This is a genomic window from Microvirga flavescens (genome assembly GCF_003290125.1).
GTDB classification, from domain to species: Bacteria; Pseudomonadota; Alphaproteobacteria; order Rhizobiales; family Beijerinckiaceae; genus Microvirga; species Microvirga flavescens.
In genome coordinates, this window is the sequence record NZ_QMKH01000001.1 from 686,596 (window position 1) to 710,986 (window position 24,391).

Here is a 24,391-nt window from a genome sequence, read left to right on the forward strand (position 1 = left end):
AGGCGGCGCGGCATGGCCGGGCAGGCAGAGCGGCAGGGCAAGACGTTCGATCCGGTTGCGGCGGCCGGCGGCGTTCGCCTGAGGACGGCCCTCGGAGCCGCGCTCATGAGCACCTGCGCCTCGCCCGCGCTCGCGGCCCCGATCACGCTTCCCTACATGGACAAGATCAACGCCCTGATCGGCGCGCTGCCGGCGCTGGACCCGCAGAACGCGGCCTCGTTCGCCTTCTTCATGGGCCTTGTCGCGATCTCGGCCACCACTTCCATCATGCTCATCCGCGAGCGTCGGGCTTCCACGCGCCGCACGCGCAAATTGCGCGCGGAACTCGCGAGGCTGCAGGGTGCGGACGACCGCGCAACGCTTCTCATGGGCTCCGACCGTCAGCTTCTGGTGAGCTGGGCCGGGCCCGGCGGAGAACCTCGCTTCGAGGGCGATCCGTCCCTTGCGGGAGAAGGCGCGACGACCAATCGGATTCTCGCCTTCGGCCACTGGCTCGCCCCCGCTGACGCCGCCGCCGTGGAACACGCGCTCGACACGCTGAAAGAACGCGGCGAGAGCTTTCGCGTCACCGCGCGCACGCTGTTCAACACGTTCGTGGAGGCGGAAGGGCGCACCTTCGGCGCGAGCGCGATCCTGCGCCTGCGCGATGTGACGGGCGACCGATCCGCGCTGCTGAGCGTTCAGTCCGATCTCGCTTCGGCGAAGGCGGACCTGCGCGCCATGACGGTCCTGATCGATTCCATCGCGCATCCGCTCTGGATCCGCGATGAGGCGGGCAGGCTGATCTGGGCGAACCAGGCCTACCTTCGCGCTGTGGAAGCCGAGAGCGTCGAGGATGCGACGCTGCGCTCGCTGGAGCTGATGGGCGAGCGCGCCCGCGACGAGGCGCTGCGCCAGCGCGCGAGCGGAAAGCCGTTTCACGAACGCGTGAAGGCAGTGGTCGGCGGAAGGCGCTCCGTGCTCGACGTGGTGGAATATCCCACCGGCGGCGGCAGCGCGGGCATCGCCGTCGATGTCTCCGAGCTCGATTCGGTGAGAACCGACCTGCAGCGGCAGATGGATGCCAACGTGCGCACCCTCGATCAATTGCCGACGGCCGTCGCCATCTTCGACGGTTCGCAACAGCTCGTGTTCTCCAACGAGGCTTACCAGCGCCTGTGGAATCTCGACCCGGCCTTTCTCGCCTCGCACCCGAAGGACGGGGAAATTCTGGACAGGCTGCATTCCGCCCGCAAGCTGCCGGAGCAGGCGGACTTTCGCGCCTGGAAGGCGGAAATTCAGGCGAGCTACCGAACCGTCGAATCCCGCGAGGTCTGGTGGCACCTACCGGATCGCCGCTCGCTTCGCGTGGTCATCAATCCCAACCCGCAAGGCGGCGTGACCTATCTGTTCGACGATGTGAGCGAACGCATCGAGCTTGAATCGCAGGTCAACTCGCTCACCAGCGTGCAGAGCGAAACGCTGAACACCCTCAAGGAGGGTGTCGCGGTGTTCGGCAGCGACGGCCGCCTGAAGCTGCACAACCGCGCCTTCGCCGATTTGTGGCATCTTTCCTCGGAAACGCTCGCCGATCATCCGCATATCGACAAGATCATCCGCGCCTGCCGCCTGCTCGCACCGCAGGAAGAGCCGTGGATCGACATTCGCGGGGCCATCGCGGGGCTTGCGGATACGCGCCTTGGCGTGAACTGCCGCATGGACCGTCAGGACGGATCGGCTCTCGATTGCGCGGCGCAACCGCTGCCCGACGGCGCGACGCTCCTGACCTTCATCGACGTTACCGCGAGCGTGAACGTGGAGCGCGCGCTCACAGAACGCAACGAGGCGCTGGAACGCGCCTCGCGCCTGCGCGATGATTTCGTGCACCATGTTTCCTACGAGCTGCGCTCGCCGCTCACCAACATCATCGGCTTCGCGCAATTCCTCGGCGATGCGAGCGTCGGTCCGCTCAATCCGCGCCAGCGCGATTATACCGACCACATCATGCGCTCGTCGGAATCGCTGCTCGCGATCCTCAACGACATTCTCGATCTCGCTTCCATCGATACCGGCTCGCTGGAATTGATGCCCGAGGTTGTCGACATCCGCTCCACCATCGACGCCGCCATGCGCGGGCTCGAGGACCGGCTGGCGGAAGCCTCGCTCGCGGTGCACATCGACGCGCCGGAGGATATCGGTTCCTTCGTGGCCGACGGAAAGCGCATCCGCCAGATTCTCTTCAACCTGCTCTCCAACGCGGTCGGTTTCTCCGCGCCGGGGCAGAGCATCCGCGTCAGCGCCCGCAAGGGCGGCGGCGAAGTCACCATCGAGGTCAGGGACCAAGGGCGCGGCATTCCGCCGGAGATCAAGGCCAAGGTGTTCGAGCGCTTCGAGAGCCATACGCTCGGAACGCGCCATCGCGGCGTCGGCCTCGGCCTTGCCATCGTGCGCTCCTTCGTGGAACTGCATGGCGGGCGGATCGAGCTGACCTCGGCTCCCGGCGAGGGCACGACCGTGGTGTGTACCTTCCCGATGGAACGCCGCGAGGCACCGCAGGATGGCCGATCCGGCCAGAATGCGGTACCACCCCTGGCCGCCGAATGAGAGATTCGGCAACGCGATGGTGAAGGGACAGGCGCACGACCAGCTTTTCCGGACGGATCGTGCGGATTCAAAGATTTTCAGGACGGAGGACGATCGTTTGCAGCCCCAATGGACCATGCCGCTGACCGACCTTGCCGCGACCGAACGTCTCGCGCGGGCGGTGGCGGAGGAATTGCGGGCCGGCGATCTGGTGACGCTCTCCGGCGATCTCGGGGCGGGCAAGACCACCTTCGCGCGCGCCCTCATCCGCACGCTGGCCGGCGATGCGGAGCTGGAAGTGCCGAGCCCGACCTTCACGCTCATGCAGGTCTATGACGGCACCCGCAACACCATCGTCCATGCCGATTTCTACCGCCTCCACAGCGCGCAGGAGCTCTACGAGCTCGGTTGGGAGGAGATGACCGAGAACGCCATCACCCTCGTCGAATGGCCCGAGCACGCCGAGGACGCGCTGAAGGCGGACCGGCTCGACATCCGGTTCGAGCTTGCGCCCGGCGCGCCCGAAGCGCGGATCGCCTTCCTGACCGGTTCCGGCGCGTTCGCAGGACGGCTCGACCGCCTGCGCGCCTTCCAGACCATCGTGGAAAAAAGCGGCTGGGCGGATGCGACGCGCCTGCCGATGCAGGGGGATGCCTCCGTCATCCGCTCCTATGAGCGCCTGTGGAAGCCGACCGGCGAAACGGCGCTTCTGATGATCTCGCCGCCCCGGCCCGTGGGCCCGCCCGTGCGGCGCGGCAAGCCCTATACCACCGTCGCGAAGCTCGCCGAGACGGTCCATGCCTTCGTGGCGATGGACAAAGCCTTGCGCGCGCTCGGCCTCAGCGCGCCGGAGATCTTTGGCGAGGATCTCGATGCGGGCCTGCTCATTCTGGAAGATCTCGGCAACGAGCCGGTGACCAACGCCGATGGGCCGATTCCGGAGCGCTATGCGGAGGCCGTGCGCGTTCTGGCGAGCCTTCACAGCACGACGTTACCGCAGGTGCTTCCTGTCGCGGACGGCATCGACCATGCCATCCCGCCCTACGATCAGGAGGCGCTGCTGATCGAGGTGGAGCTTCTGGCGGATTGGTATGTGCCGCATATCATGGGCAACCAGCTCTCCGGCTCGGCCCGCGCGGAATTCGTCAATCTGTGGACCGAGACGCTGCAGGAAATCCTCAACGGTCCCACGACCTGGGTTCTGCGCGACTATCATTCGCCCAACCTGATCTGGATGCCGAAGCGCGAAGGCCTGAAGCGCGTGGGCCTGATCGATTTCCAGGACGCCGTGCTCGGCTCGCCTGCCTATGATGTCGCCTCGCTGCTGCAGGACGCGCGCATCACCGTCGCGCCCGATCTCGAACTGAAGCTCATCGGCCTTTACGCCCGCGAGCGCCGCGCCGCCGATGCGGCCTTCGATGTGGCGGCCTTCGCTCGCGCCTATGCCATCATGGGCGCGCAGCGCGCCACCAAGATTCTCGGCATCTTCGCGCGGCTCGACCGGCGCGACGGCAAGCCTCAATACCTGAAGCACCTGCCGCGCATCGAAACCTATCTCTGCCGCAATCTGGCGCACCCGGCGCTCGCCTCGCTCAAGGCCTGGTACGCCAATTACCTGCCGCGACTCGTCCCCGACGAGACGCAACATTCAGCGTGAGTTCGCCCTTGTCCCACACCGCTCCGAAGACCGCCATCGTTCTCGCCGCCGGATTGGGCAAGCGCATGCTGCCCATCACCGAAACGATGCCGAAGCCTCTCGTGAAGGTGGCCGGGCGCACGCTGATCGACTTTGCCCTCGACAGCCTCGCGGGCGCGGGCATCGGCCCCGTCATCGTCAACGTGCACCACTTCGCGGATATGCTCGAAGCGCATGTGAAGGCGCGGCGCTCTCCGCAGATCGTCGTCTCCGATGAGCGCGATGCGGTGCTGGAGACCGGCGGCGGGGTGAAGAAGGCGCTGCCTCTTCTCGGGAGCGGCCCGTTCATTACATTCAATTCGGATTCGCTCTGGATCGAGGGCAAGACGCCCAATCTCAAGCGCCTCGTCTCCGCGTGGGATCCTGAGCGCATGGACATTCTCATGCTCATCGCGGAAGCCGCGACCAGCATCGGCTATGACGGGCGCGGCGATTTTCATCTCGACGAGACGGGCCGTCTGCGCCGACGCGGCACGGATGCAAGTGCGCCCTTCGTTTATGCGGGCGTCGCCATCGTGAAACCCGATCTTGTGACCGACACGCCCGAAGGACCGTTCTCGGCAAATCTTTTCTACGATCGTGCCATCGCGAAAGACCGCCTCTACGGCTTGCGACTCGATGGCCAATGGCTTCATGTGGGCGAGCCGAAGGCCATTGTCGAAGCGGAGGCCTGCCTCGCCTCCCACGCGGCGCGATGAGCGGCATCGAGGGTGAATGACAGCGACAGGCGCGCGCGTATTTTCGATCTCTCCCGGTTCGGCCTTCCTGCCGACCCTTGTCGACGCGCTTCTCGACGGTACGCTCATCGGCAAGCTCGCCGATACACCCGACGCCCTTGCCGATCTCACGATCTACCTGCCGACGCGCCGTGCCGCGCGGGCGCTCGTAGTGCTTCTCGCGGAACGGGGCGAAGGCCGAGCGCAGCTTCTGCCGCGCATCATCCCGCTCGGCGAGGCGGATGAAGCCGAGTTCGAACTCACCGGCTTGGAGGGCACGCCCTTCGCGGATGCGGCGGCGCTGAAACCGCCGATCCCCGCCCTCGAACGCCGCCTGATCCTCACGCGCCTCGTGCAGATGTGGTCGGCGCAAGTGGATCGCGGCCTTCTGCGCCTTGGCCCCGAAGTGCCCTTCATGGTGCCCGCGTCCCCAGCGGATGCGGTTAACCTCGCGGGCGATCTTGAGGCGCTGATGGATTCCTTCACGACGGAAGGGATCGACTGGCACGCGCTCAACCTCGCGGTGGATGCGGATTATTCCGAGCATTTCGAAATCACCCGCCGTTTCGTGCAGATCGTCAGCGAGAACTGGCCGAAGATCCTGCAGGACCGGCAGGCGAGCGATCCGGCGGAGCGGCGCAACGCGCTGCTCGAGGCCGAGGCCAAGCGGCTTCTGCGCGACAAGCCGCCAAAGCCGATGATCGTCGCAGGCTCCACGGGCTCGATTCCGGCGACCGCGAACCTGATCGCGGCCATCGCGCGTCTGCCCAACGGCGCTGTGGTCCTGCCCGGCCTCGACACCGATCTCGATGAGGAGAGCTGGACCACCATCGGCAACATCTCGGACGACGAGACCGATCCCGTTCACGGCCATCCGCAGGCGGTTTTGCGCCGCCTCGTGGATAAGCACCTGCGCATTCCGCGTTCCGACGTCGCGCTTCTCGGTGAGATGCCGGACAAGGCCCGTGCGCGCAACCGCCTGCTCTCCGAAGCGCTGCGCCCGCCGGATACGACGGACCGCTGGGTGCGCATGAGCGCGGATGAGCGCCTCTCCCTCAGCACCGGCGGTTGCGAAGGTCTTGCCGTCGTGGAAGCGGCGGACGAGCGCGAGGAGGCTTTCGCCATTGCGGTGGCGTTGCGCGAAACGCTGAACGAGCCGGAGCGCACGGCGGCGCTCATCACGCCGGATCGCGCGCTCGCCGCTCGCGTCGCGGCGGAGCTCGGGCGCTGGGGTGTGAGTGTTGAGGATTCCGCCGGGCTTCCCCTGTCCGACACGGCGGCGGGCCGCCTTGCCCGGCTCGCGGCGGAAGCGGCGGCGGATCGTGTGCGTCCCGTGCAAGTGCTCGCCCTTCTCGCGCACCCGCTGGTGCACCTCGGCTGGCCGCGCGAGAGGGTGGAGCGTGCCGCGAGCATTCTCGAAATCGGCGTGCTGCGCGGGCCGGAACCGGTGCCGGGTTTTGCGGGCCTTCGCGCCGCGCTCGAGGCCCGCCGTTCCGAAAAGAAGGACCATCGCACGCCACGCCCGCGTCTTCGCCTGAGCGACGAGGATTGGGCGCTTGCCGACGAACTATTGCTACGCATGGAGCAGGCCTTCGGGGAGTTTGGCCCTGATTACCATGAGGACGGTTCCCTCGACCTGATGTCGCTCGTGGCCGATCACCGCCGCACGGTCGAGGCTTTGATGGCGGCCCCTGAGGGCGAGAGCGAGGGAGATGCCTCCATCGAGGCGCTCGCCGCACTCTTCGACGATCTCGATCTGTCCGAGATCGGTGCGTTGGAAGGGCGCTTTGCGGACTATCCCTCGTTCTTCAAGGCACTCGCGCAGCAGCGGGCCTTGAGCCCCGCGCCGCGTTCAACCCATCGCCGCATCAAGATTCTCGGCCTTCTCGAAGCGCGCCTTCTCTCCGCTGACAGGATCGTGCTCGGTGGGCTCGATGAAGGCACCTGGCCGCCGCGCACGGTAACGGACGCCTTCCTCAACCGCCCCATGCGCGCCCGCGTCGGCCTGATGCCGCCGGAGCGACGCATCGGCCAGACCGCGCACGATTTCGTGCAGGCGCTCGGCACGCATGACGTGGTGATCACCCGCGCGCAAAAGCGCGACGGCTCGCCGACCGTGCCCTCCCGCTTCCTGCAACGGCTGAAGGCCTTCACCGGACCTGACGTGTGGAGCCGCGTGACCAAGGCGGGCGAGCGCTATCGCCACCTCGTGCGCGCGCTCGATACGCCGCAGCCTGCGCCCCCTCTTCAACGGCCTGCGCCGAAGCCTGATCCGAAGCTTTTTCCGAACAGCCTCAGCGTCACGGAAATCGAAACCCTCGTGCGCGATCCGTATTCGATCTTCGCGCGCCACATCCTCAAGCTCGATGCGCTGGAGGCCATCGCGGTCGCACCGGGTGCTGCGGATCGCGGCACCATCATCCACGCAGTGTTCGGCGATTTCGCGAAGGCGTTTCCGAGAGCCATGCCGGAGGATGCGCTGGCGCGCGTATTGGCGCGGGGTGAGGAACTCTTTGACGAAAACCTCAAGGCCTTTCCCGAGATTGCTGCGATCTGGTGGCCTCGTTTCGAGCGCCTCGCTGCAGCTTTCGTGCAATGGGAGAAAGAGCGGCGTCCCGCTCTCGCCGACATTCATCCCGAGCATTCCGGCCGCTTGCCGATCACGCTCGCGGATGGTTCGACCTTCCTGTTGCGCGCCCGTGCCGATCGCATCGAGAGACGCCGCGACGGCATGTATGTCATCGTCGATTTCAAGACCGGCCAGCCGCCCGGCGTGAAGGAAGTCTTCGCGGGCTTCTCACCGCAACTCACGCTTGAGGCGGTGATGCTGATGAGGGGCGCGTTCAATGGGCTTCCCGCTGCGATGGAGACGCCGGAACTCCTCTACGTTCACACCTCCGGCGGGCGCGAGCCGTTGAAGCCACGCGCGCTCGAACCGGGGCGCGACGAGACGCGTTCTGTCGAGGATATCGTCAAGGAACATGGCCGCCGTTTCGAGGGCTTGATCGCGCGTTACGCGAAAGGTGAGGCGGACTACCCGTCCCGGCCCTTCCCGAAATATGCGCGGCGCTTTTCCGAATACGACCATCTCGCCCGCGTGAAGGAATGGTCGCTCGCGAGCAACGGTGAGGGAGGCGACGAATGAACGACCTCGTCATCCCGGCCCACACCAAGGAATCGCAGCGCAAGGCCGCCGACCCGCGCGCGTCCGCCTGGGTGTCCGCCAATGCGGGTGCGGGCAAGACGAAGGTTTTGACGGACCGCGTGGTGCGCCTTCTGCTGGCCGGCTCACCGCCGGGGCGCATTCTGTGTCTCACTTTCACCAAGGCCGCCGCCGCCAACATGGCGATCCGCGTCTTCGAGCGTCTCGGGCGCTGGGTCACGCTCGATGAGGAGGCGCTGGTCGCGGAGCTGACGGAGCTGGAAGGCGAGCGCCCGAGCGCCGCGCATTTGCGCCTCGCGCGCACCTTGTTCGCCCGTGCCGTGGAAACGCCGGGCGGTTTGAAGATCGACACCATTCACGCCTTCTGCGAACGCTTGCTGCATCTCGCGCCGTTCGAGGCGAACGTGCCCGCGCGTTTTACCGTTCTCGATGAAAGCCAGAGCGACGAGCTTCTGGCGGATGAGACGGACAAGGTGCTGGCGCGCGCCATGTCCGATGAGGGCTCGGCGCTCAACAGGGCCCTGTCCATCGTCACCGTCGAGGCGACCGGCGACGGGCTGGCCGCCGTGTTGAGCGCTGCGCTTCGCTGCAAGGATTTTCTACATCATTCGGACGGGCTTGAAGCGGGCTTCGCGCGCCTTCGCCGCGAACTCGGGCTCTTTGCCAACGAGGATGCCGCAAGCATCGACCGCGCCATTCTGGAAGATGGATTACCGCCGCAGGACTGGTCCGCCATCGCGCAGGAATTGCTCGCGGGGAAAGCGACCGATCAGGAACGCGCGAGCGCGCTGATCGCAGCCGCGACTGCGGCGACCGCGCAGGACAGGCTCGCCAACTATCTCGCAATCTTTCTGACGAAGGACGGCTCACTCCGCGCCGCCAACCGTTTCGTCACGCAATCCGTCTCGCCTGTCCTGAAGCAGCGGCTTCTCGATGAGATGGGCCGCATTGCCTCCCTCCTCGACCGCAAGAAGGCGGCACAAGCCGTGGAGCGTACCGTCGCGCTGTTCACTCTCGCCGCAGAGATCGGGCGCAATGTCGAGCGCGCGAAGGCGCGGCTTGGCGCGCTCGATTTTCAGGATCTCATCGACAAGACGCTCGACGTTCTCTCCCGCGACGATTCCGGGTGGATTCTCTACAAGCTCGACCGCGGCATCGATCATGTGCTCGTGGACGAGGCGCAGGATACGAACCCGCAGCAATGGGAAATCCTGCGCCGCATCACGGAGGATTTCACCGCAGGTTCCGGCGCGCGCGGCGGGCGTCTGCGCACGCTCTTCGCCGTGGGCGATCCCAAGCAATCGATCTACGGCTTCCAGGGCGCGGCCCCGCAGGAATTCGAGACGAGCCGCAGGGACTGGACGCGCAAGTTGAAAGACGCGGCTCTGCGTTTCGAGGATGTGAGCCTCACCCTCTCGTTCCGCTCCGCGACTGCTGTTCTCTCGGCGGTGGATGCAACCTTCGCGCTGCCTGAGAATTTCAAGGGCCTCTCCTTCGAGGATCGCGCGGTCGGCACCGTGCATGAGAGTGCGCGCCCGCGCGCGCCGGGGCTTGTCGAACTCTGGCCGCTGGAGCGGCCGACGGATGCGGAGGAGCCCGAAGCCTGGGTTCTGCCCGTCGATCAGCCCGAGCAGCACGCGCCGCCCGTGGTGGTGGCCAAGCGCATCGCGCGCGCCGTCAAAGGCTGGATCACGCGCGGCGACGGGACGGGCCGCGTGTGGAGCGCGGGCGATGTTCTCGTCCTCGTGCGCAAGCGCAGCGCGGCGTTCGAGGCGGTGATCCGTGCGTTGAAAGAAGCGGGCGTTCCCGTGGCGGGCGCGGACCGCTTGAATATTGGCGAGCACATCGCCGTGCTCGATCTCGTCGCGGCGGGCCGCGCGGCGCTTTTGCCGGAAGACGATCTGACGCTTGCAACCGCGCTGAAATCGCCCCTCGTCGGTTTTGATGATGACGATCTCACCCGCATCGCCGCCTCGCGCGGCGAGGATGAATCGCTCGTCGCCGCGCTGGAGCGCCATGCGCAGAACGATGCGAGCGCCGCGCGCGGCCTTGCCGCGTTGCGCGCCTGGAAAAAATTGGCCCGCGCGCATGGCCCGTTCGGTTTCTTCGCGACCCTGCTCGGCCCGCTCGACGGGCGCTCGAAACTCGTCGCGCGGCTGGGCAGCGAAGCGGGCGATGCCATCGATGCGTTCTTGAGTTTCGCGCATCAGGCGGAACTGACGGAAACGCCGTCGCTCACGATTTTCCTCAACCGTTTCGAATCCGCCTCCCACACCATCAAGCGCGATCTCGACGCGGTGCATGGCGAGGTGCGCGTGATGACCGTGCACGGTGCGAAGGGCCTCGAAGCGCCGGTGGTGATCGTGATCGACGGCTGCGAGGTTCTGGGCCGCGATCCGCCGCTGTTCCGGCTTCCCACCGCCTCGGGAGATACGCTCCCCATCTGGTCGCCGAGCAAGGGCCAGGATTGCGCGCCCATCGCCACGGCGCGGGCGGAATTGCAGGCAAAGGGACTGGAGGAGCACAACCGCCTTCTCTACGTCGCCATGACGCGCGCCAAGGACAGGCTCGTCATCGCCCCTTATCTCGGCGGCAACCGGAAGGACCCGCCGGACGGGGCCTGGAGCGAGATGATCCGGCGCGGGCTCGTCGGCAAGGCGGGCGCGCTGGAGGAGGACGAGGCGTTTTATGGCCCCATCGAAGTCTGGCGCGACGGCAATACCCGAACGGCCGAGGCGGGAGGTGCGGAAGTAACGCTGGCCGATGCGGTTACGATTCCGGACTGGCTGCGTAAGCCGGTTCCGCCCGAACCCGAGCCGCTGCCGCCCTTACGCCCGTCGAGCGCGCTTGGCGCGGCGGACCGGCTGGCCCGACCGGGGGACGGGCCTTACGCGCCGGACGCGCGGCTTCGCGGCACGCTCGTTCACGCTCTTCTGGAGCGGCTGCCGAGCCGGCCCCCCGAGCATCGGGAGGCTGTCGCCCGCGCCTATGTGAAGGCCAAGGCCCCGCGCCTGAAGGCCGAGCTTGCCGAAACCGTTATCGCGCAGGCTCTCGGCGTGATCGGCCACGAGACCCTGCATCCCCTCTTTGGCCCCGATTCCCGCGCCGAAGCGCCGATTGCGGGTAAGGTCACGACGGCTTCCGGGGAGGTCATGGTGTCGGGTCAGATCGACCGCCTCGCCGTTCTTCCCGGTGAAGTGCTTGTCGCCGATTTCAAGACCCCCGCCCGCCCACCCCGCGTCGGCGAGCCGATGCCACAGGCCTATGCGGCCCAGCTTGCGCTCTATCGCCACCTCTTGCGCGAGATTTATCCGGGCCGCCGCGTGCGCGCCTTCCTCATCTGGACATCCGGCCCGGTCGTGCACGAATTGGGGGAGGCGGAACTCGATTTTGCCCTTTCCCTCATCAAAGCGGCGTGAGGGGTCGAGCGGTCGCTTGATTCCGGAACGGGTGGTTCTTACCTTGCCTCCACAATGAGGCGACTCAGGCGTTGAGTCGCGTTTCAAGGCATGGTCCGGCGTTCAGATCGTGCGCAATAACAAGAACTTGCGAGCATCCTCATGCTCCAAGAGCCAGCAAAGGTGATGTAATGGCGACCGTGAAGGTGACCGATTCGAGCTTCGCGCAGGATGTGCTGAACTCCGCCGAGCCCGTCGTTGTCGATTTCTGGGCGGAATGGTGCGGCCCCTGCCGCATGATCGGCCCGGCTCTCGAAGAGATTTCCAACGAAATGGCCGGCAAGGTGAAGATCGCCAAGGTCAACGTGGACGAAAACCCGCAGATCTCCTCGCAGCTCGGCATCCGCTCGATCCCGGCCCTCATGATGTTCAAGGGCGGCAAGGTCGTGGCCCAGAAGGTGGGCGCCGCCCCCAAGGGCGACCTCGCCAAGTGGATCCAGGCGTCCGCCTAAGGCGAGAGCAATCTTCGCAAAATGATAAGGGGCCGAAAGGCCCCTTTTTTATGCCTGTCTCGAGGGCGACCTCGGACTCACTTCTCCGGAATCGCGCTCTGGTCCATGTGGATGATCTCCCATATGTGCCCGTCGAGATCGTTGAAGGAGCGGCCATACATGAAGCCGTGATCCTGAGGCTCGCGCGTCTCGGTCGCGCCGAGCTTGAGCGCCTTGTCGAGAAGCGCATCGACATCCCCGCGGCTGTCCGTGGACAGGCAAGTCAGGACTTCCGTGGTCTTCGTCGCGTCGGCCAGGGCTTTCGGGGTGAATTCCTTAAATTTCGCCTCGGTGAGAAGCATCGTATAGATGTCGTCCGTAATCACCATGCAGGCGGCGGTCTCATCCGTGAACCGGTCGTTGAAGGCGTAGCCGAGGCCCTTGAAGAAGGCGACGGAGCGCGTGAGATCCTTCACCGGCAGATTGACGAAGATCTTGGTCGGCATGGCTTCCTCCTGGTGAGTAGGTATTCCCAGCAAAGATGGGCGCCGGTTTCGCGGATCAAGACCTCGCAAGTGCGCATTTTTGCGCTGCCCCTATTCCGGCGGTGTGCCGTTCGCGGCGAGCACCTCGCCCGCAAGATAGAGCGAGCCGCAGATCAGGATGCGCGGCGGGTGCTGCCAGACGAAGTTGTTGAGGGAGGCGAGGGCCGTCTCGACGCTCGGCTGGATCGTCGTGATGAGCCCGACGCTCGCGGCGATGGCGGCGACTTCCTCTGCTGGGCGTCCGGCAATCTGGCCCGCGATGGGAACGGCGATCACTTCGCGGGCGAGGCCGACGAAATTCTTGAAGAAGGCTTCCGAATCCTTCGTGCCGAGCATGCCGCTGATGAGCACGAGCGGCGCTTCGCTGTGTTCGCCCCGCTCGGCCATCGCCGCGGCGAGCACGCGTCCGCCATCCGCGTTGTGCCCGCCGTCGAGCCACAATTCACAGCCCTCGGGCGCGATGCCCGCGAGCACGCCGTTCGACAGGCGCTGCAACCGACCCGGCCATTCGGCGCGGCGCAAGCCTTCCTCGAAGGCCTGGGTCTCAAACCGGTCGAATCCGGCGGCGCGCAGGGCCGCGATGGCCGTGCCCGCATTGATGAACTGGTGCCGCCCCACAAGCTTCGGACGCGGCAGGTCGAGCAGGCCGTTCTCATCCTGGTAGACGAGCCGTCCCGCTTCCTCATGCACGGAAAAGTCCTGACCACCAACGAGGATGGGAGACGCGCCGACGGCTTCCGCTTCCGCGCGCAGCACCTCGTCCGCGATGCGGTAGTCCTGATGCGCGATGACCGCCGGACAGCCGCGCTTGAAGATGCCCGCCTTCTCGCGGGCGATGCCCTCCAGCGTCGTGCCGAGGAATTCCGCGTGATCGTGGCCGATGGAGGTGACGACGGCGGCAATGGGATTGTCGACGACATTGGTCGTGTCATAGCGCCCGCCAAGACCGACTTCGAGGAGCAGCACGTCGGCGGGTTCTTCCGCGAATAAAAGGATCGCGGCGGCGGTGGTAATTTCGAACACGGTGATGGGCTGACCCGCATTGATCGCCTCGCAGCGGCGGAAGGCTTCGACCAGCCGCTCCTCGCTCACATACTTTCCCCCGCCGAAGCGTCCGAGGCGGATACGCTCGTGAAAGCGCACCAGATGCGGTGAGGTGTAGACGTGGACGGCAAGCCCCGCGCTTTCCAGAATCGCCCGCATGAAGGCGATGGTGGAGCCCTTGCCGTTGGTGCCCGCCACATGGATCGTCGGCGGCAGGCGGCGCTCAGGATGTCCGAGCTGCGCCAACAGCCGCTGGATGCGCCCGAGCGATAGATCAATAGCTTTCGGGTGCAGGGCGAGAAAGCGCGCGATCAGCGCATCGGAGGATTCCATCGCCATGACTCGAAAACTTTAAGCGGCCGCAGCCGGAGCCTTGGTGAGAAGGCTCGCGAGGCGCGCGATGGTGCTCTTCAGGTCGTGGCGATGCACGACCATGTCTACCATGCCGTGATCCTTCAGATATTCCGAACGCTGGAAGCCGTCGGGCAGCTTCTCGCGGATGGTCTGCTCGATCACGCGCGGGCCGGCAAAGCCGATGAGCGCGCCGGGCTCGGCGATGTGCACGTCGCCCAGCATCGCGTAGGACGCGGTGACGCCGCCGGTGGTCGGGTTGGTGAGCACGACGATGTAAGGCAGCTTCGCATCGCGCAGGCGGCGCACGGCCACAGTGGTGCGCGGCAGCTGCATGAGGGAGAGAATGCCCTCCTGCATGCGCGCGCCGCCGGAGGCCGCGAAGAGCACGAAGGGCGTCTTCTTCTCGAGCGCGGTCTCGGCACCCTTCACGACGGCTTCGCCCGCCGCCATGCCGAGGGAGCCGCCCATGAAGCCGAAATCCTGCACGGCGAGGGTCATCGGCACGCTTTCGACGCGGCCGTAGCCGACCTTGAAGGCGTCCTGCATGCCGGTCTTGGTGCGGGCGTCCTTGAGGCGGTCGACATAGCGCTTCTCGTCGCGGAACTTCAGCGGATCGACCGGCGCGTCGGGCAGCGCGACGTCAAGCCAGGTGCCGCCGTCGAACATCAGCTGCAGGCGCTGCGTCGCGGAAATGCGCATGTGGTGGTTGGAGCCGGGGATGACCCACTGGTTCGCTTCCACGTCCTTGTGGAACACGACCTGCCCCGTCTCCGGACACTTGATCCAGAGATTGTCGGGGGATTCCCGCTTGAACAGCGTCTTGATCTTCGGTCGGACGACTTCGGAGATCCAGTTCATCGTTTTGTTCCTTTTCAGAGGCACCCGGTAAAGCCCTCATCCTGAGGAGGTGCGCAGCACCGTCTCGAAGGACGAGGGCGTCTCCAGCGCCCACTGGACTTATCCTTCGAGACACCGCTGATGCGGCTCCTCAGGATGAGGCCCTTTGCTATCTCTTACGCGGCCGCGCGCTTCGACACGGACCGCACGCCTTCGCTCAATTCCTTCACCAATGTGGTGACGGCCTCGACCGAGCGCGAGGTGGCATAATCCTGCCCGTCGAGCGTGCCCTTCAGGGCGTCGATCAGGGCCGAGCCGACCACGACCCCGTCCGCGCCCTTGGCGATGGCCGCCGCGTGCGCGCCGTTCTTGACGCCGAAGCCCACCACCACGGGAAGCGGCGTGTGCCGCTTGATCCGCTCGACCGCCGTGGAAACCTTGCCGAAATCGGGGGTCGCCGCGCCGGTGATGCCGGTGATCGACACGTAATAGACGAACCCTGCGGTGTTGGCGAGCACGGCGGGAAGCCGTTTGTCATCCGTCGTCGGGGTGGCGAGGCGGATGAAGGCGAGCCCGGCCTTCAGCGCCGGCAGGCACAACTCGTCGTCCTCCTCCGGCGGCAGGTCGACCACGATCAGCCCGTCGACCCCGGCCTCCTTGGCATCGGTGAGGAAGCGCTCGACGCCATAGACGTAGATCGGGTTGAAATAGCCCATGAGAATGATCGGCGTTTCCGAGTCTTCCTTGCGGAAGCGGCGCACGAGATCGAGGGTCTTGATGGTGTTCTGGCCGCCTTTCAGCGCCCGCAGGCCCGCCGCCTGGATCGCCGGGCCGTCGGCCATCGGGTCAGTGAACGGCATGCCGAATTCGACGATATCCGCCCCGGCCTTCGGCAGGTTCCGCATGATCTCGAAGGAAGTTTCGAGATCCGGGTCGCCGGCCATGATGTAGGTGACGAGCGCGGCGCGGCCTTCCGCGCGGCACTTCTCAAAACGGGCTTCGATGCGCTGTGTCATGGGCGGGTGTTTAGCACCTTCTGTGGCAGATGTGGACAGGGATCTCGGCCTCTGCCAAAAGCAACGTTGAAATAATATAACGCACGAGATTTTCTCATGCTCAATCCGATCCTGCGAGCCGCCATGAGCCTTTTTCTGGGGGCCGGTATTTCGATGTCAGCCGCTGCTTCCGAGCTTCCTCCGGTTCAGATCACGGAATTCGGAGAATTCGGGCCCCAGCCCGGCAAGGCCGTTGTGGCCCCCAACACGGCCAAGGGTACCGCGGCGCAGGTGATGAGCCGCAAGCTCATCCGGCGAACCGATTGCATCGTCGCTCGGCGCGGCGTCAGGCTCGGTGTTCTGGTGCGGCACGACGACCCCAATCTGAGCATTATGCCTGTCGAGATCGCGGTTACGCATCCCCCCATCGTCGGGCCCGATGGGCGCACGCGAACCATCGATTCCTGGCCCATGCAGCTCCTGAAAGAGCCGCTCTATACGGGCTGGCATTTCGAGGAAGCGTATGAGCTCGTTCCCGGCCCCTACATCATTTCGGTGCTGGTGGATGGGCGCGTGAGCGACCAGAAGGTCTTTACCGTCGTGCTGCCCGGGACGAGTTGCCCCAAGACCTCCTGAACGGGCGCCGCCGGTTACGGCCTGGATCTTCGCTCCCAGAATCTCCGCGAAGACGACGTGAAACAAAGCAACCATCAGACATATAGAGTTGAGCAATGAGCAATCTTTGGACGAATACTCCATCCTTGAACACTCGCTCTGTCGCCCTTGCTACGCTGGCAGGACTCTTGTCGGTGAATGGCGCTAAAGCTCAAACAGTGATCGATATCACCGCTTTCGGAGAGCTTCGGGCACAGGTGGTCGCAAAGTCGATGCGCCCAATACCGCAAGCGGCTGGGTGCGAGAGACGAGCACGCCCAAAGTGGTCCGCCAAACCGACTGCATCGTGGCGAACCGAGGAACCCTCTTCGGCATCGTCGTTGCGCATGCCGATCCGAAACATCCAAGTTACGGTAAAACCGTTCAGGTCGAAGTATCTCATCCTCCGTTCAGTGGACCCGGTGGCGATTCGCGAACGATGGATCGCTGGACACACCAACTGATGCCGACCACACCACGTCCGACCGGTTGGATCGCGTGGGGTTTCGATTACGACTACGAGCTGGTGACGGGCCATTGGACGATCACTTTGCTCTACGGCAGTGAAGTGCTCGTCAAGAAGACCTTCGAGGTCGTTGCCAATCGCAGAGCTTGTTCAAGGACAAGCTGAATGCCGATGGGCTTTGTGAGTGGGGCGCCTTCTCAGAGCCCACCCAGACACATTCCATACTCAGATCTGCGACCCCAGAATCTCCGCGATCTGCGGAATGTCCTTGTCGCCACGGCCACTGATGTTGACGACCATCAGGTGATCCTTCGGCTTCTTGGGCGCGAGTTCCATGGCCTTGGCGAGGGCGTGGCTCGGCTCCAGCGCGGGGAGAATACCTTCGAGCCGCGAGCAGAGCTGGAAGGCGTCCAGCGCCTCCTGATCGGTGGCGGAAATGTAGTTCACGCGGCCCACATCGTGCAGCCAAGCGTGTTCCGGCCCGATGCCGGGATAGTCGAGGCCCGCCGAGATGGAATGCGCGTCCTGGATCTGCCCGTCCGCATCCATGAGGAGATAGGTGCGATTGCCGTGCAGAACGCCGGGGCGACCGCCGGAGAGCGAGGCGGCGTGGAGCTTGTCGAGGCCGTGGCCCGCCGCCTCGACGCCGTAGATCTCGATTCCGCGATCATCGAGGAAGGGGTGGAACAGGCCGATGGCGTTCGAGCCGCCGCCGATGCAGGCGACGAGCGAGTCGGGCAGGCGGCCTTCCGCCTTCATCATCTGCTCACGGGTCTCGTTGCCGATCACGCATTGGAAATCGCGCACCATCGCCGGGTAAGGATGCGGCCCCGCCACGGTGCCGATGCAATAGAACGTGTCGGCGATATTGGTGACCCAATCGCGCAGCGCCTCGTTCATGGCGTCCTTCAGGGTCTTGGTGCCGGACTGCACGGGCACGACCTTGGCGCCCAGCATGTTCATGCGGAACACGTTGGGCTTTTGCCGCTCCACATCCACCGCGCCCATGTAGACGATGCATTCAAGCCCAAAGCGCGCGCAGAGCGTCGCCGTGGCGACGCCGTGCTGGCCGGCGCCGGTTTCGGCGATGATGCGCTTCTTGCCCATCCGGCGGGCGAGAAGGATCTGGCCCAGCACGTTGTTCACCTTGTGCGCGCCGGTGTGATTCAATTCCTCGCGCTTGAAGTAGATCTTCGCGCCGCCCGATAGGCCGGAGGCCGTCGAAACCTCACGAAGATGCTCGGTCATGCGCTCGGCGAAATAGAGCGGGCTCGGGCGGCCGATGTAGTGGGCCATCATCGACGCCATCTCGGCATGGAAGGCCGGATCGGCCTTGGCCTCCTCGTAGGCCTTTTCCAGTTCCAGGATATTCGGCATCAGCGTCTCGGCGACAAAACGGCCGCCGAACATGCCGAAATGCCCACGCTCGTCGGGGCCGGTGCGGAAGGAATTGGTTTGCGCCTGAGATGACACGGTTGTTCGCCTTAACTGACGCCAACGGCCGATGCCGTTCGCGCGGCCCTGATAAAGGCCTCGATCTTGCCCGGATCCTTGACGCCGGGGCTCTTTTCGACGCCCGAGGAGACATCGACGGCGGCGGCTCCCGTGAGCCGGATCGCCTGTGCGACGTTGTCGGGGTCGAGCCCTCCTGACAACATGAAGGCGATGGCAGGGTCAAGCCCGATCAGGAGTCGCCAGTCGAAGGTGAGACCGTTGCCGCCGGGCAGAGCGCCCGCCGTGCGCGGCGGCTTTGCATCGAGCATGATGCGGTCGGCAACGCCGCGATAAGCCGAAATTGCCTCAAGATCAGCTGCTTCGCCGATGCCGAGGACCTTCATGACGGGCCGTCCGAAGCGGGCTCGAATGGCGGCGACGCGTTCCGGCGTCTCGTGTCCATGCAATTGCAGCAGGTCAGGGTCGATGGCCTCGACGATGTCGGCAAGTTCCGCATCCTGCGGATCCACCACGAGCGCCACGCGCTGCGTTCGCCCCCTGGCGCGGCGCGAGAGGTCGCGGGCGAGGTCAAGGCTCACATGGCGCGGGCTTTTTTGAAAGCGCACGAACCCGACGAAATCGGCCCCCGCATCGAGGGCGGCGTCGAGGGTTTCCGGCGTCGAGAGGCCGCAGATTTTGATGAGGGGTGTCATGGCTTTGATGTTACGCCACTCACGCCAGCTTTCGCCACACCAGTATCGCCGCAGCCAGATCTTCGAGGGCCGATCCGACCGACTTGAACACGGTGATGGCATCATCGCTCCGGCGCTGCGTCTTGTCCTGCCGGCAGAGGTCGAACAGGTCGCCCTTCACATGCGAACGCGCAACCGCGCCGCTTTTCAGCGAGAGCGCGACATCGCCGCCTTCGCTCAGCGCGGCTTCAGTATCGATGTAGACATCGGCGCGCTGCAACGCTTCGTCATCCGCCTCGCGCATGGAGAGATTGAACGCGCCGACGAGATCGAGATGAGCGCCTTTTTTCAGCCACGCGCCCTTCACGAGCGGTGCGGTGGACAGGGTTGCGCAGGAAACGAGATCCGCTTCGCGCACCGCGCCCTCGAGATCGCGCACCGCCGTCACCGGCAGCCCTTGCGCCTGCAATTGCGCGGCAAGGCTTTCAGCGCGTTCGAAGCGGTGGTTCCACAAGGCGACTTCGCGGATCGGGCGCTGGCTCATGTGCGCGCGGATGAGAAACGGTGAGAGCGAACCCGCGCCGACCATCATCATTTTCGTGGCATCGCCGCGCGCGAGGTAACGCGCCGCGAGGGCTGATGCCGCCGCCGTGCGCCACACGGTGAGACGCGTGCCGTCGAGCGCCGCGCGCGGCTCGCCTGTCGCGCCGTCCATCAAAAGATAGGTGCCGAGCACGCTCGGCAGGTTCTGCGCGCCGTTGTCGGGAAACACCGAGACGATCTTCACGCCGACAAAGCCATCCTTCGTCTTCGGCCCCGACCACGCAGGCATGAGCAGCAGCGTGCCGTGCGCGCCCTCGCGCTCGATCTCATGGTGATGCCGGATCGGCGTTTCGATATCGCCGCGAAACGCCTCGGCGAGAGTGTCGATCAGGTGGGGGAAGGTGAGAGCCTGATCGATCTCGGCGGAGGTGACGACGCGCATGTAGCTCACAGGAAGGAGGTTTGGGACGACGGAAGGGCCGGAACGTTGGTAACGGGGATCTGCGCGCGCAGGCGCTCGGCTTCCGAGCGCAGACGCTCGGCCTCTCGCCGTGCCTCGCGACGGGCGCGGCGATGCTTGCCCTGCGCAAGCCAGGTGGCGATGCCGCCGATGAAGACGCCGACAGCCGTCGCGGCGAAGATCACCGCGAACAGCGGAAGCTGAACGGCGAATTCCGGCGCGGTTTCCGAAAATGGATCGAGCGAGAGAGTCACGGGCGCGCGGTTCGCCACCGCCAGAAGCACGATGGCGACGGCCACCGGCAACAGAATGAGCGCCTTCAGGAAACGAATCACGCCAGCACCTCCGACGCCGGGAGCAACAACCGGCGTTTCGCGATTTCGCGCCCGCCCGAACCTCGCGTCAAGTGTTTAGACTTTGATCGTTTCCCATTGAAACGATCAAAGTCTTATTCTTTCTTGAGATCGCACGATCCGGGCGAACAACCGGTTTCCACTTGTTCTGATCGTGCTCTAGAAAAATCAGCGCACTGCCGTCTTCGCACCGTTGAGGCGCAGGCGCATTTCCTTGCCCGTCTTGAACACGGGAACGACCTTCTCCGACACCGAAACCGCCGCGCCCGTGCGCGGGTTGCGGCCCGTGCGGGCATCGCGCTTTTTCACGGCGAAGGCGCCGAAGCCGCGCAGCTCGACCCGGTCGCCGCGCGAGAGCGCATCGGCAATGGTGTCGAGAATCGCATTCACGATGTTCTCGACATCGCGTTGGTACAAATGCGGGTTCCGCTCAGCGATCTTGAGCACCAGTTCGGATTTTATCATTGATGGTTATCTGTTTGACGGGGCTTTATTTTTCGGCAGGTTGCCAGAGCGCCAACAGGCCGTCAAGCTGCGTTGCGCCCACATTGAGCGAAGCGCGCCGCAGGTTCTCCGCCAGCTGCTCGAATCCGAGCATATCGGCCCCGAAGGCCGCCCACACGAAGGGCGACAGGCTGCTCTCGCCGCGCGGTCGCCATTCCTGCACGGGGAGATTGGGGGCAACGCCCTTCTCCCGCACGAGCCAGGAAACGGCGTCGCGTTCCGTGCCGAGCGCGTCCACGAGTTTCAGCGGCATGCCCTGATGCCCGCTGAAGATCTGGCCGGTGGAGACTGCAGCGAGTTCCGCATCGCTCATCCGGCGGCGTTCGCGCACGAGGCGCTTGAACCAGTCGTAAGTGTCGTTGACCACGGATTGCAGGGCCGCGCGCGCCTCGGGGCTCGTCGGCGTGAAGCCGCTCGGCTCGGCTTTGAGCGGCGTCGACTTCACCGCCTCGACCTTCACGCCGATGTTGCCGAGAAGCTGCGACAGCTCCGGATATTGAATCAGCACACCGATGGAGCCGACGAGCGAGGTTTCCCGCGCCACGATGTGGTCGGCGGCAATCGCCGTGATGTAGCCGCCCGAGGCCGCCGTGCCGTCCACGAAGGCGACGAGCGGCTTGCGCTGCGCCAGCGTGCGGATGTTGCGAAAAAGTTCCTCCGAGCCCGTGGTGGTGCCGCCGGGGGAATTGATGGAAATGACGACGCCCGCAACCGACCTGTCGCGCCCGACGCGCTGCATGAGGTCGGCCACGCGCTGGCTGCCGGCAATGAAGCCGTTGATGGAAATGCGCGCGACATGCATCCGCCCCGGCACGACGCCGAACCGGTCGGCAGCGGCAAAGCCCAGCGCCAGAACGCCGGCGATCAGCGCCAGAAATCCGGTGACTCGCCAGAAGCTCAGCTTGCGGCGCAGGCGTTGGCGGTCGGCGATGATTTCGGCATCCAATGACATCGGTATCGGGCTCTTTCGAAAAGGCCAAGCTTTTGACGCGCCACCCTATTGCGAAGGCAGATAGGGCGGCAAGAGAGGGGGCCAATAAAGTAGGATTTATTCTCCTTCCTCCTCTGCCAAAGAGGAAATCGCTCAGCGGGGCTTCCAGCCCGTTCTCGCCAAGACCGGGATCTCCACTTTCTCCATCAAGACAGGGGTGCGGTGATGTCCGGTTATCGCCCCGAACAACGATCCTTTGAGAGACAGACGGTGACCGACGAATTTTCTGAGCTGAGAGTATTGAGAGCCAGTCAAAACGAGCTGAATCCGAGAGACCTTCTCAACCGCATCACCTAAGCCGTCATTGGCCGAATAGACGCAGAACGGCTTAATCGATGTCAGCAGGAAATAAGTTTCGGGCTCGTCCCCATCAGCAATGCTGAGATAGTTCGGAGGGCCTGGAAACGTCGCGCGCTTCAGCACGCCTTTGATCTCAACCGGTCTTCCATAGGACACGCAGTCTGACGCCTGCGCCTTCGCGAAAAGCGTTCCCGCGAAAGTAAGTGACAGACAGGCGGCGTGAATAGCGGCCCGCATCGGGACAATCTCCTCAGTCTGTCCGTTTATTCTCATTGATGTTGGAGAGCCAACAAAAAACCCGCGCGATGGCTCGCGCGGGTCGATGCTTTTCGAAGAATGGTCCCGGGCAAAAAAGCCCGGGGCAATTCTTACTTCTTGTCCTTGGCCTTGAGAGCAGCGCCGAGGATGTCGCCGAGCGATGCGCCGGAGTCGGCCGAGCCGAACTGAGCCATCGCTTCCTTCTCCTCAGCGACCTCGAGGGCCTTGACGGAGACGGTGACGCGGCGGGCCTTGCGGTCGAACTGCGTGACGCGGGCGTCGAGCTTCTCACCGGCAGCGAAACGCTCCGGACGCTGGTCGCCGCGGTCGCGAGCGAGCTCGGCGCGCTTGATGAAGGTGCTGAGGTCGGTATCGACGATCTTCACCTCCAGGCCGCCATCCTTCACCTCGAGCACTTCGCAGGTGACGATCTGGCCCTTCTTGAGTTCGCCGGCTTCCGCGAAGGGGTCGCCTGCGAGCTGCTTGATGCCGAGCGAGATGCGCTCCTTCTCGACGTCCACGTCGAGAACCTGGGCGCGCACGATATCGCCCTTCTTGAACTCGTCGATGACCTGCTCGCCCGGACGGTTCCAGTCGAGATCCGAGAGGTGGACCATGCCGTCGACGTCGTTCTCGAGACCGATGAACAGACCGAACTCGGTCTTGTTCTTGACCTCGCCTTCGACTTCGGAGCCGACCGGGTGCTTCTCGGCGAAGGCTTCCCACGGGTTCTGCAGGGTCTGCTTGAGACCGAGCGAGATGCGGCGCTTGACCTGATCGACTTCGAGGATGACGACCTCAACTTCTTGCGAAGTGGAGATGATCTTGCCCGGGTGGACGTTCTTCTTCGTCCAGGACATCTCGGAGACGTGGATGAGGCCTTCGATGCCCGGCTCGAGCTCAACGAACGCACCGTAGTCGGTGATGTTCGTGACGCGGCCTTTGAGCTTGGCGTTGACCGGGTAGCGGGCGGCAATGCCTTCCCACGGATCGGCCAGGAGCTGCTTGATGCCGAGCGAGATGCGGTGCGTCTCGTGGTTGATCTTGATGATCTTGACCTTGACCGTCTGGCCGATGGTTACGACCTCGGACGGGTGGTTCACGCGGCGCCATGCCATGTCGGTGACGTGCAGCAGGCCGTCGATGCCGCCGAGATCAACGAACGCACCGTACTCGGTGATGTTCTTGACCACGCCGTCGATGACCTGACCCTCTTCGAGGTTCGCCACGAGCTCGGAACGCTGCTCGGCGCGGCTCTCTTCGAGAACCGTGCGGCGCGACACGACGATGTTGCCGCGGCGGCGATCCATCTTGAGGATCTGGAACGGCTGGGCCACGCCCATGAGCGGGGTGACGTCGCGGACGGGGCGGATGTCGACCTGCGAGCGCGGCAGGAACGCCACGGCGCCGTCGAGATCGACGGTGTAGCCGCCCTTGACCTGGTTGAAGATGACGCCGTTGACGCGCTCCTGGGCCTCGAAGGCCTTCTCGAGCTTCACCCACGACTCTTCGCGGCGAGCCTTGTCGCGCGAGATGACGGCTTCGCCGAGAGCATTCTCGATGCGCTCGACATAAACCTCGACCTCATCGCCGACGTTGATCGTCTGATCGCGATTGGGGCCGGCAAATTCCTTGAGGGCGACGCGACCTTCGGTCTTGGCGCCGATGTCGATGACAGCGACGTCCTTCTCGATCGCGACCACCTTGCCCTTGACGACCGAACCTTCGCTGATTTCGTTCGTGCGGAAGGACTCTTCGAGCAGGGCCGCGAAATCTTCACGGCTCGGCTGTTGCAGTGCTGCAGACATATGATCTCCTGAATGGCCCAGTTTTAAGGGGCATCGCCGGCGGCTCGTGTTACGGGTCGCTCCCACCCGCCGCTGCCAGGGACGCCCCTTCAGGGCCATGTCGCAAGGCATACCGCTTTTGAAAAAG

At 64.9% G+C, this 24,391-nt stretch carries 20 protein-coding genes; 8 read left to right on the top strand and 12 right to left on the bottom strand.

Annotated elements, in window-relative coordinates; genetic code table 11:
• Positions 1-12: 12 nt before the first annotated feature.
• From DQW91_RS03125 to trxA, 6 genes are all read left to right on the top strand, one after another.
• Positions 13-2,583, top strand: a complete 2,571-nt coding sequence (locus DQW91_RS03125) for a PAS domain-containing sensor histidine kinase (protein ID WP_245410879.1) — start codon at positions 13-15, stop codon at positions 2,581-2,583.
• Positions 2,584-2,698: 115 nt separating this feature from the next.
• The gene (gene tsaE, locus DQW91_RS03130; RefSeq protein ID WP_245410901.1) at positions 2,699-4,219 is read left to right on the top strand and encodes a tRNA (adenosine(37)-N6)-threonylcarbamoyltransferase complex ATPase subunit type 1 TsaE; all 1,521 of its coding nucleotides are present in this window, start codon (positions 2,699-2,701) and stop codon (positions 4,217-4,219) included.
• An 8-nt stretch (positions 4,220-4,227) separates the two neighbouring features.
• Entirely contained in the window at positions 4,228-4,956 is a 729-nt protein-coding gene (locus DQW91_RS03135; protein WP_112662070.1) for a nucleotidyltransferase family protein, read from the top strand.
• 16 nt (positions 4,957-4,972) lie between these two features.
• Positions 4,973-8,119 carry a double-strand break repair protein AddB gene (gene addB / locus DQW91_RS03140; protein WP_112662071.1) on the top strand — a complete coding sequence of 1,049 codons (3,147 nt, stop codon included), beginning with the start codon at positions 4,973-4,975 and terminating at the stop codon, positions 8,117-8,119.
• Positions 8,116-11,556 carry a double-strand break repair helicase AddA gene (gene addA, locus DQW91_RS03145; RefSeq protein WP_112662072.1) on the top strand — a complete coding sequence of 1,147 codons (3,441 nt, stop codon included), beginning with the start codon at positions 8,116-8,118 and terminating at the stop codon, positions 11,554-11,556. The genes addB and addA overlap by 4 nt, the downstream gene beginning before the upstream one ends.
• A 170-nt stretch (positions 11,557-11,726) precedes the next feature.
• Positions 11,727-12,047 (top strand): thioredoxin, encoded by a 321-nt coding sequence (gene trxA / locus DQW91_RS03150; protein WP_112662073.1) that lies wholly within the window; start codon positions 11,727-11,729, stop codon positions 12,045-12,047.
• Positions 12,048-12,124: 77 nt separating this feature from the next.
• Here trxA and DQW91_RS03155 read toward each other — a convergent pair whose 3' ends face one another.
• The 4 genes from DQW91_RS03155 to trpA all read right to left on the bottom strand — a co-directional run bounded on the left by DQW91_RS03155 (position 12,125) and on the right by trpA (position 15,822).
• Positions 12,125-12,532: a VOC family protein gene (locus tag DQW91_RS03155; protein ID WP_112662074.1), complete on the bottom strand. Its 408-nt coding sequence runs from the start codon at positions 12,530-12,532 to the stop codon at positions 12,125-12,127.
• Between the two features lie 90 nt (positions 12,533-12,622).
• Positions 12,623-13,948 carry a bifunctional folylpolyglutamate synthase/dihydrofolate synthase gene (locus DQW91_RS03160; protein ID WP_112662442.1) on the bottom strand — a complete coding sequence of 442 codons (1,326 nt, stop codon included), beginning with the start codon at positions 13,946-13,948 and terminating at the stop codon, positions 12,623-12,625.
• 18 nt (positions 13,949-13,966) lie between these two features.
• On the bottom strand, positions 13,967-14,827 hold the full coding sequence (gene accD, locus DQW91_RS03165) for an acetyl-CoA carboxylase, carboxyltransferase subunit beta (protein ID WP_112662075.1): 861 nt from the start codon (positions 14,825-14,827) through the stop codon (positions 13,967-13,969).
• 155 nt (positions 14,828-14,982) lie between these two features.
• Positions 14,983-15,822: a tryptophan synthase subunit alpha gene (trpA, locus tag DQW91_RS03170; protein ID WP_112662076.1), complete on the bottom strand. Its 840-nt coding sequence runs from the start codon at positions 15,820-15,822 to the stop codon at positions 14,983-14,985.
• A 96-nt stretch (positions 15,823-15,918) separates the two neighbouring features.
• Between trpA and DQW91_RS03175 the strand changes: the two genes are divergently transcribed.
• Positions 15,919-16,437, top strand: a complete 519-nt coding sequence (locus DQW91_RS03175; protein WP_112662077.1) for a DUF3859 domain-containing protein — start codon at positions 15,919-15,921, stop codon at positions 16,435-16,437.
• A 301-nt stretch (positions 16,438-16,738) separates the two neighbouring features.
• Positions 16,739-17,086 (top strand): DUF3859 domain-containing protein, encoded by a 348-nt coding sequence (locus DQW91_RS03180; RefSeq protein WP_157961317.1) that lies wholly within the window; start codon positions 16,739-16,741, stop codon positions 17,084-17,086.
• A 60-nt stretch (positions 17,087-17,146) separates the two neighbouring features.
• Here DQW91_RS03180 and trpB read toward each other — a convergent pair whose 3' ends face one another.
• The 8 genes from trpB to rpsA all read right to left on the bottom strand — a co-directional run bounded on the left by trpB (position 17,147) and on the right by rpsA (position 24,264).
• A complete protein-coding gene (gene trpB, locus DQW91_RS03185; protein ID WP_112662443.1) occupies positions 17,147-18,331 on the bottom strand; it encodes a tryptophan synthase subunit beta in 1,185 nt (394 codons plus the stop codon).
• Between the two features lie 74 nt (positions 18,332-18,405).
• The gene (locus tag DQW91_RS03190) at positions 18,406-19,068 is read right to left on the bottom strand and encodes a phosphoribosylanthranilate isomerase (RefSeq protein WP_112662079.1); all 663 of its coding nucleotides are present in this window, start codon (positions 19,066-19,068) and stop codon (positions 18,406-18,408) included.
• Between the two features lie 19 nt (positions 19,069-19,087).
• Positions 19,088-20,032 carry a bifunctional Delta(1)-pyrroline-2-carboxylate/Delta(1)-piperideine-2-carboxylate reductase gene (lhpI, locus tag DQW91_RS03195; protein WP_112662444.1) on the bottom strand — a complete coding sequence of 315 codons (945 nt, stop codon included), beginning with the start codon at positions 20,030-20,032 and terminating at the stop codon, positions 19,088-19,090.
• A gap of 5 nt (positions 20,033-20,037) precedes the next feature.
• Positions 20,038-20,385: a lipopolysaccharide assembly protein LapA domain-containing protein gene (locus DQW91_RS03200; RefSeq protein ID WP_112662080.1), complete on the bottom strand. Its 348-nt coding sequence runs from the start codon at positions 20,383-20,385 to the stop codon at positions 20,038-20,040.
• A gap of 186 nt (positions 20,386-20,571) precedes the next feature.
• Positions 20,572-20,868 carry an integration host factor subunit beta gene (locus tag DQW91_RS03205; protein ID WP_112662081.1) on the bottom strand — a complete coding sequence of 99 codons (297 nt, stop codon included), beginning with the start codon at positions 20,866-20,868 and terminating at the stop codon, positions 20,572-20,574.
• A 25-nt stretch (positions 20,869-20,893) separates the two neighbouring features.
• Complete coding sequence (sppA, locus tag DQW91_RS03210) at positions 20,894-21,859, bottom strand: signal peptide peptidase SppA (protein ID WP_112662082.1); 966 nt, start codon at positions 21,857-21,859, stop codon at positions 20,894-20,896.
• Between the two features lie 132 nt (positions 21,860-21,991).
• A complete protein-coding gene (locus tag DQW91_RS03215; protein WP_157961318.1) occupies positions 21,992-22,435 on the bottom strand; it encodes a DUF4431 domain-containing protein in 444 nt (147 codons plus the stop codon).
• Between the two features lie 131 nt (positions 22,436-22,566).
• Complete coding sequence (rpsA, locus tag DQW91_RS03220) at positions 22,567-24,264, bottom strand: 30S ribosomal protein S1 (protein ID WP_112662084.1); 1,698 nt, start codon at positions 24,262-24,264, stop codon at positions 22,567-22,569.
• Positions 24,265-24,391: the final 127 nt, after the last annotated feature.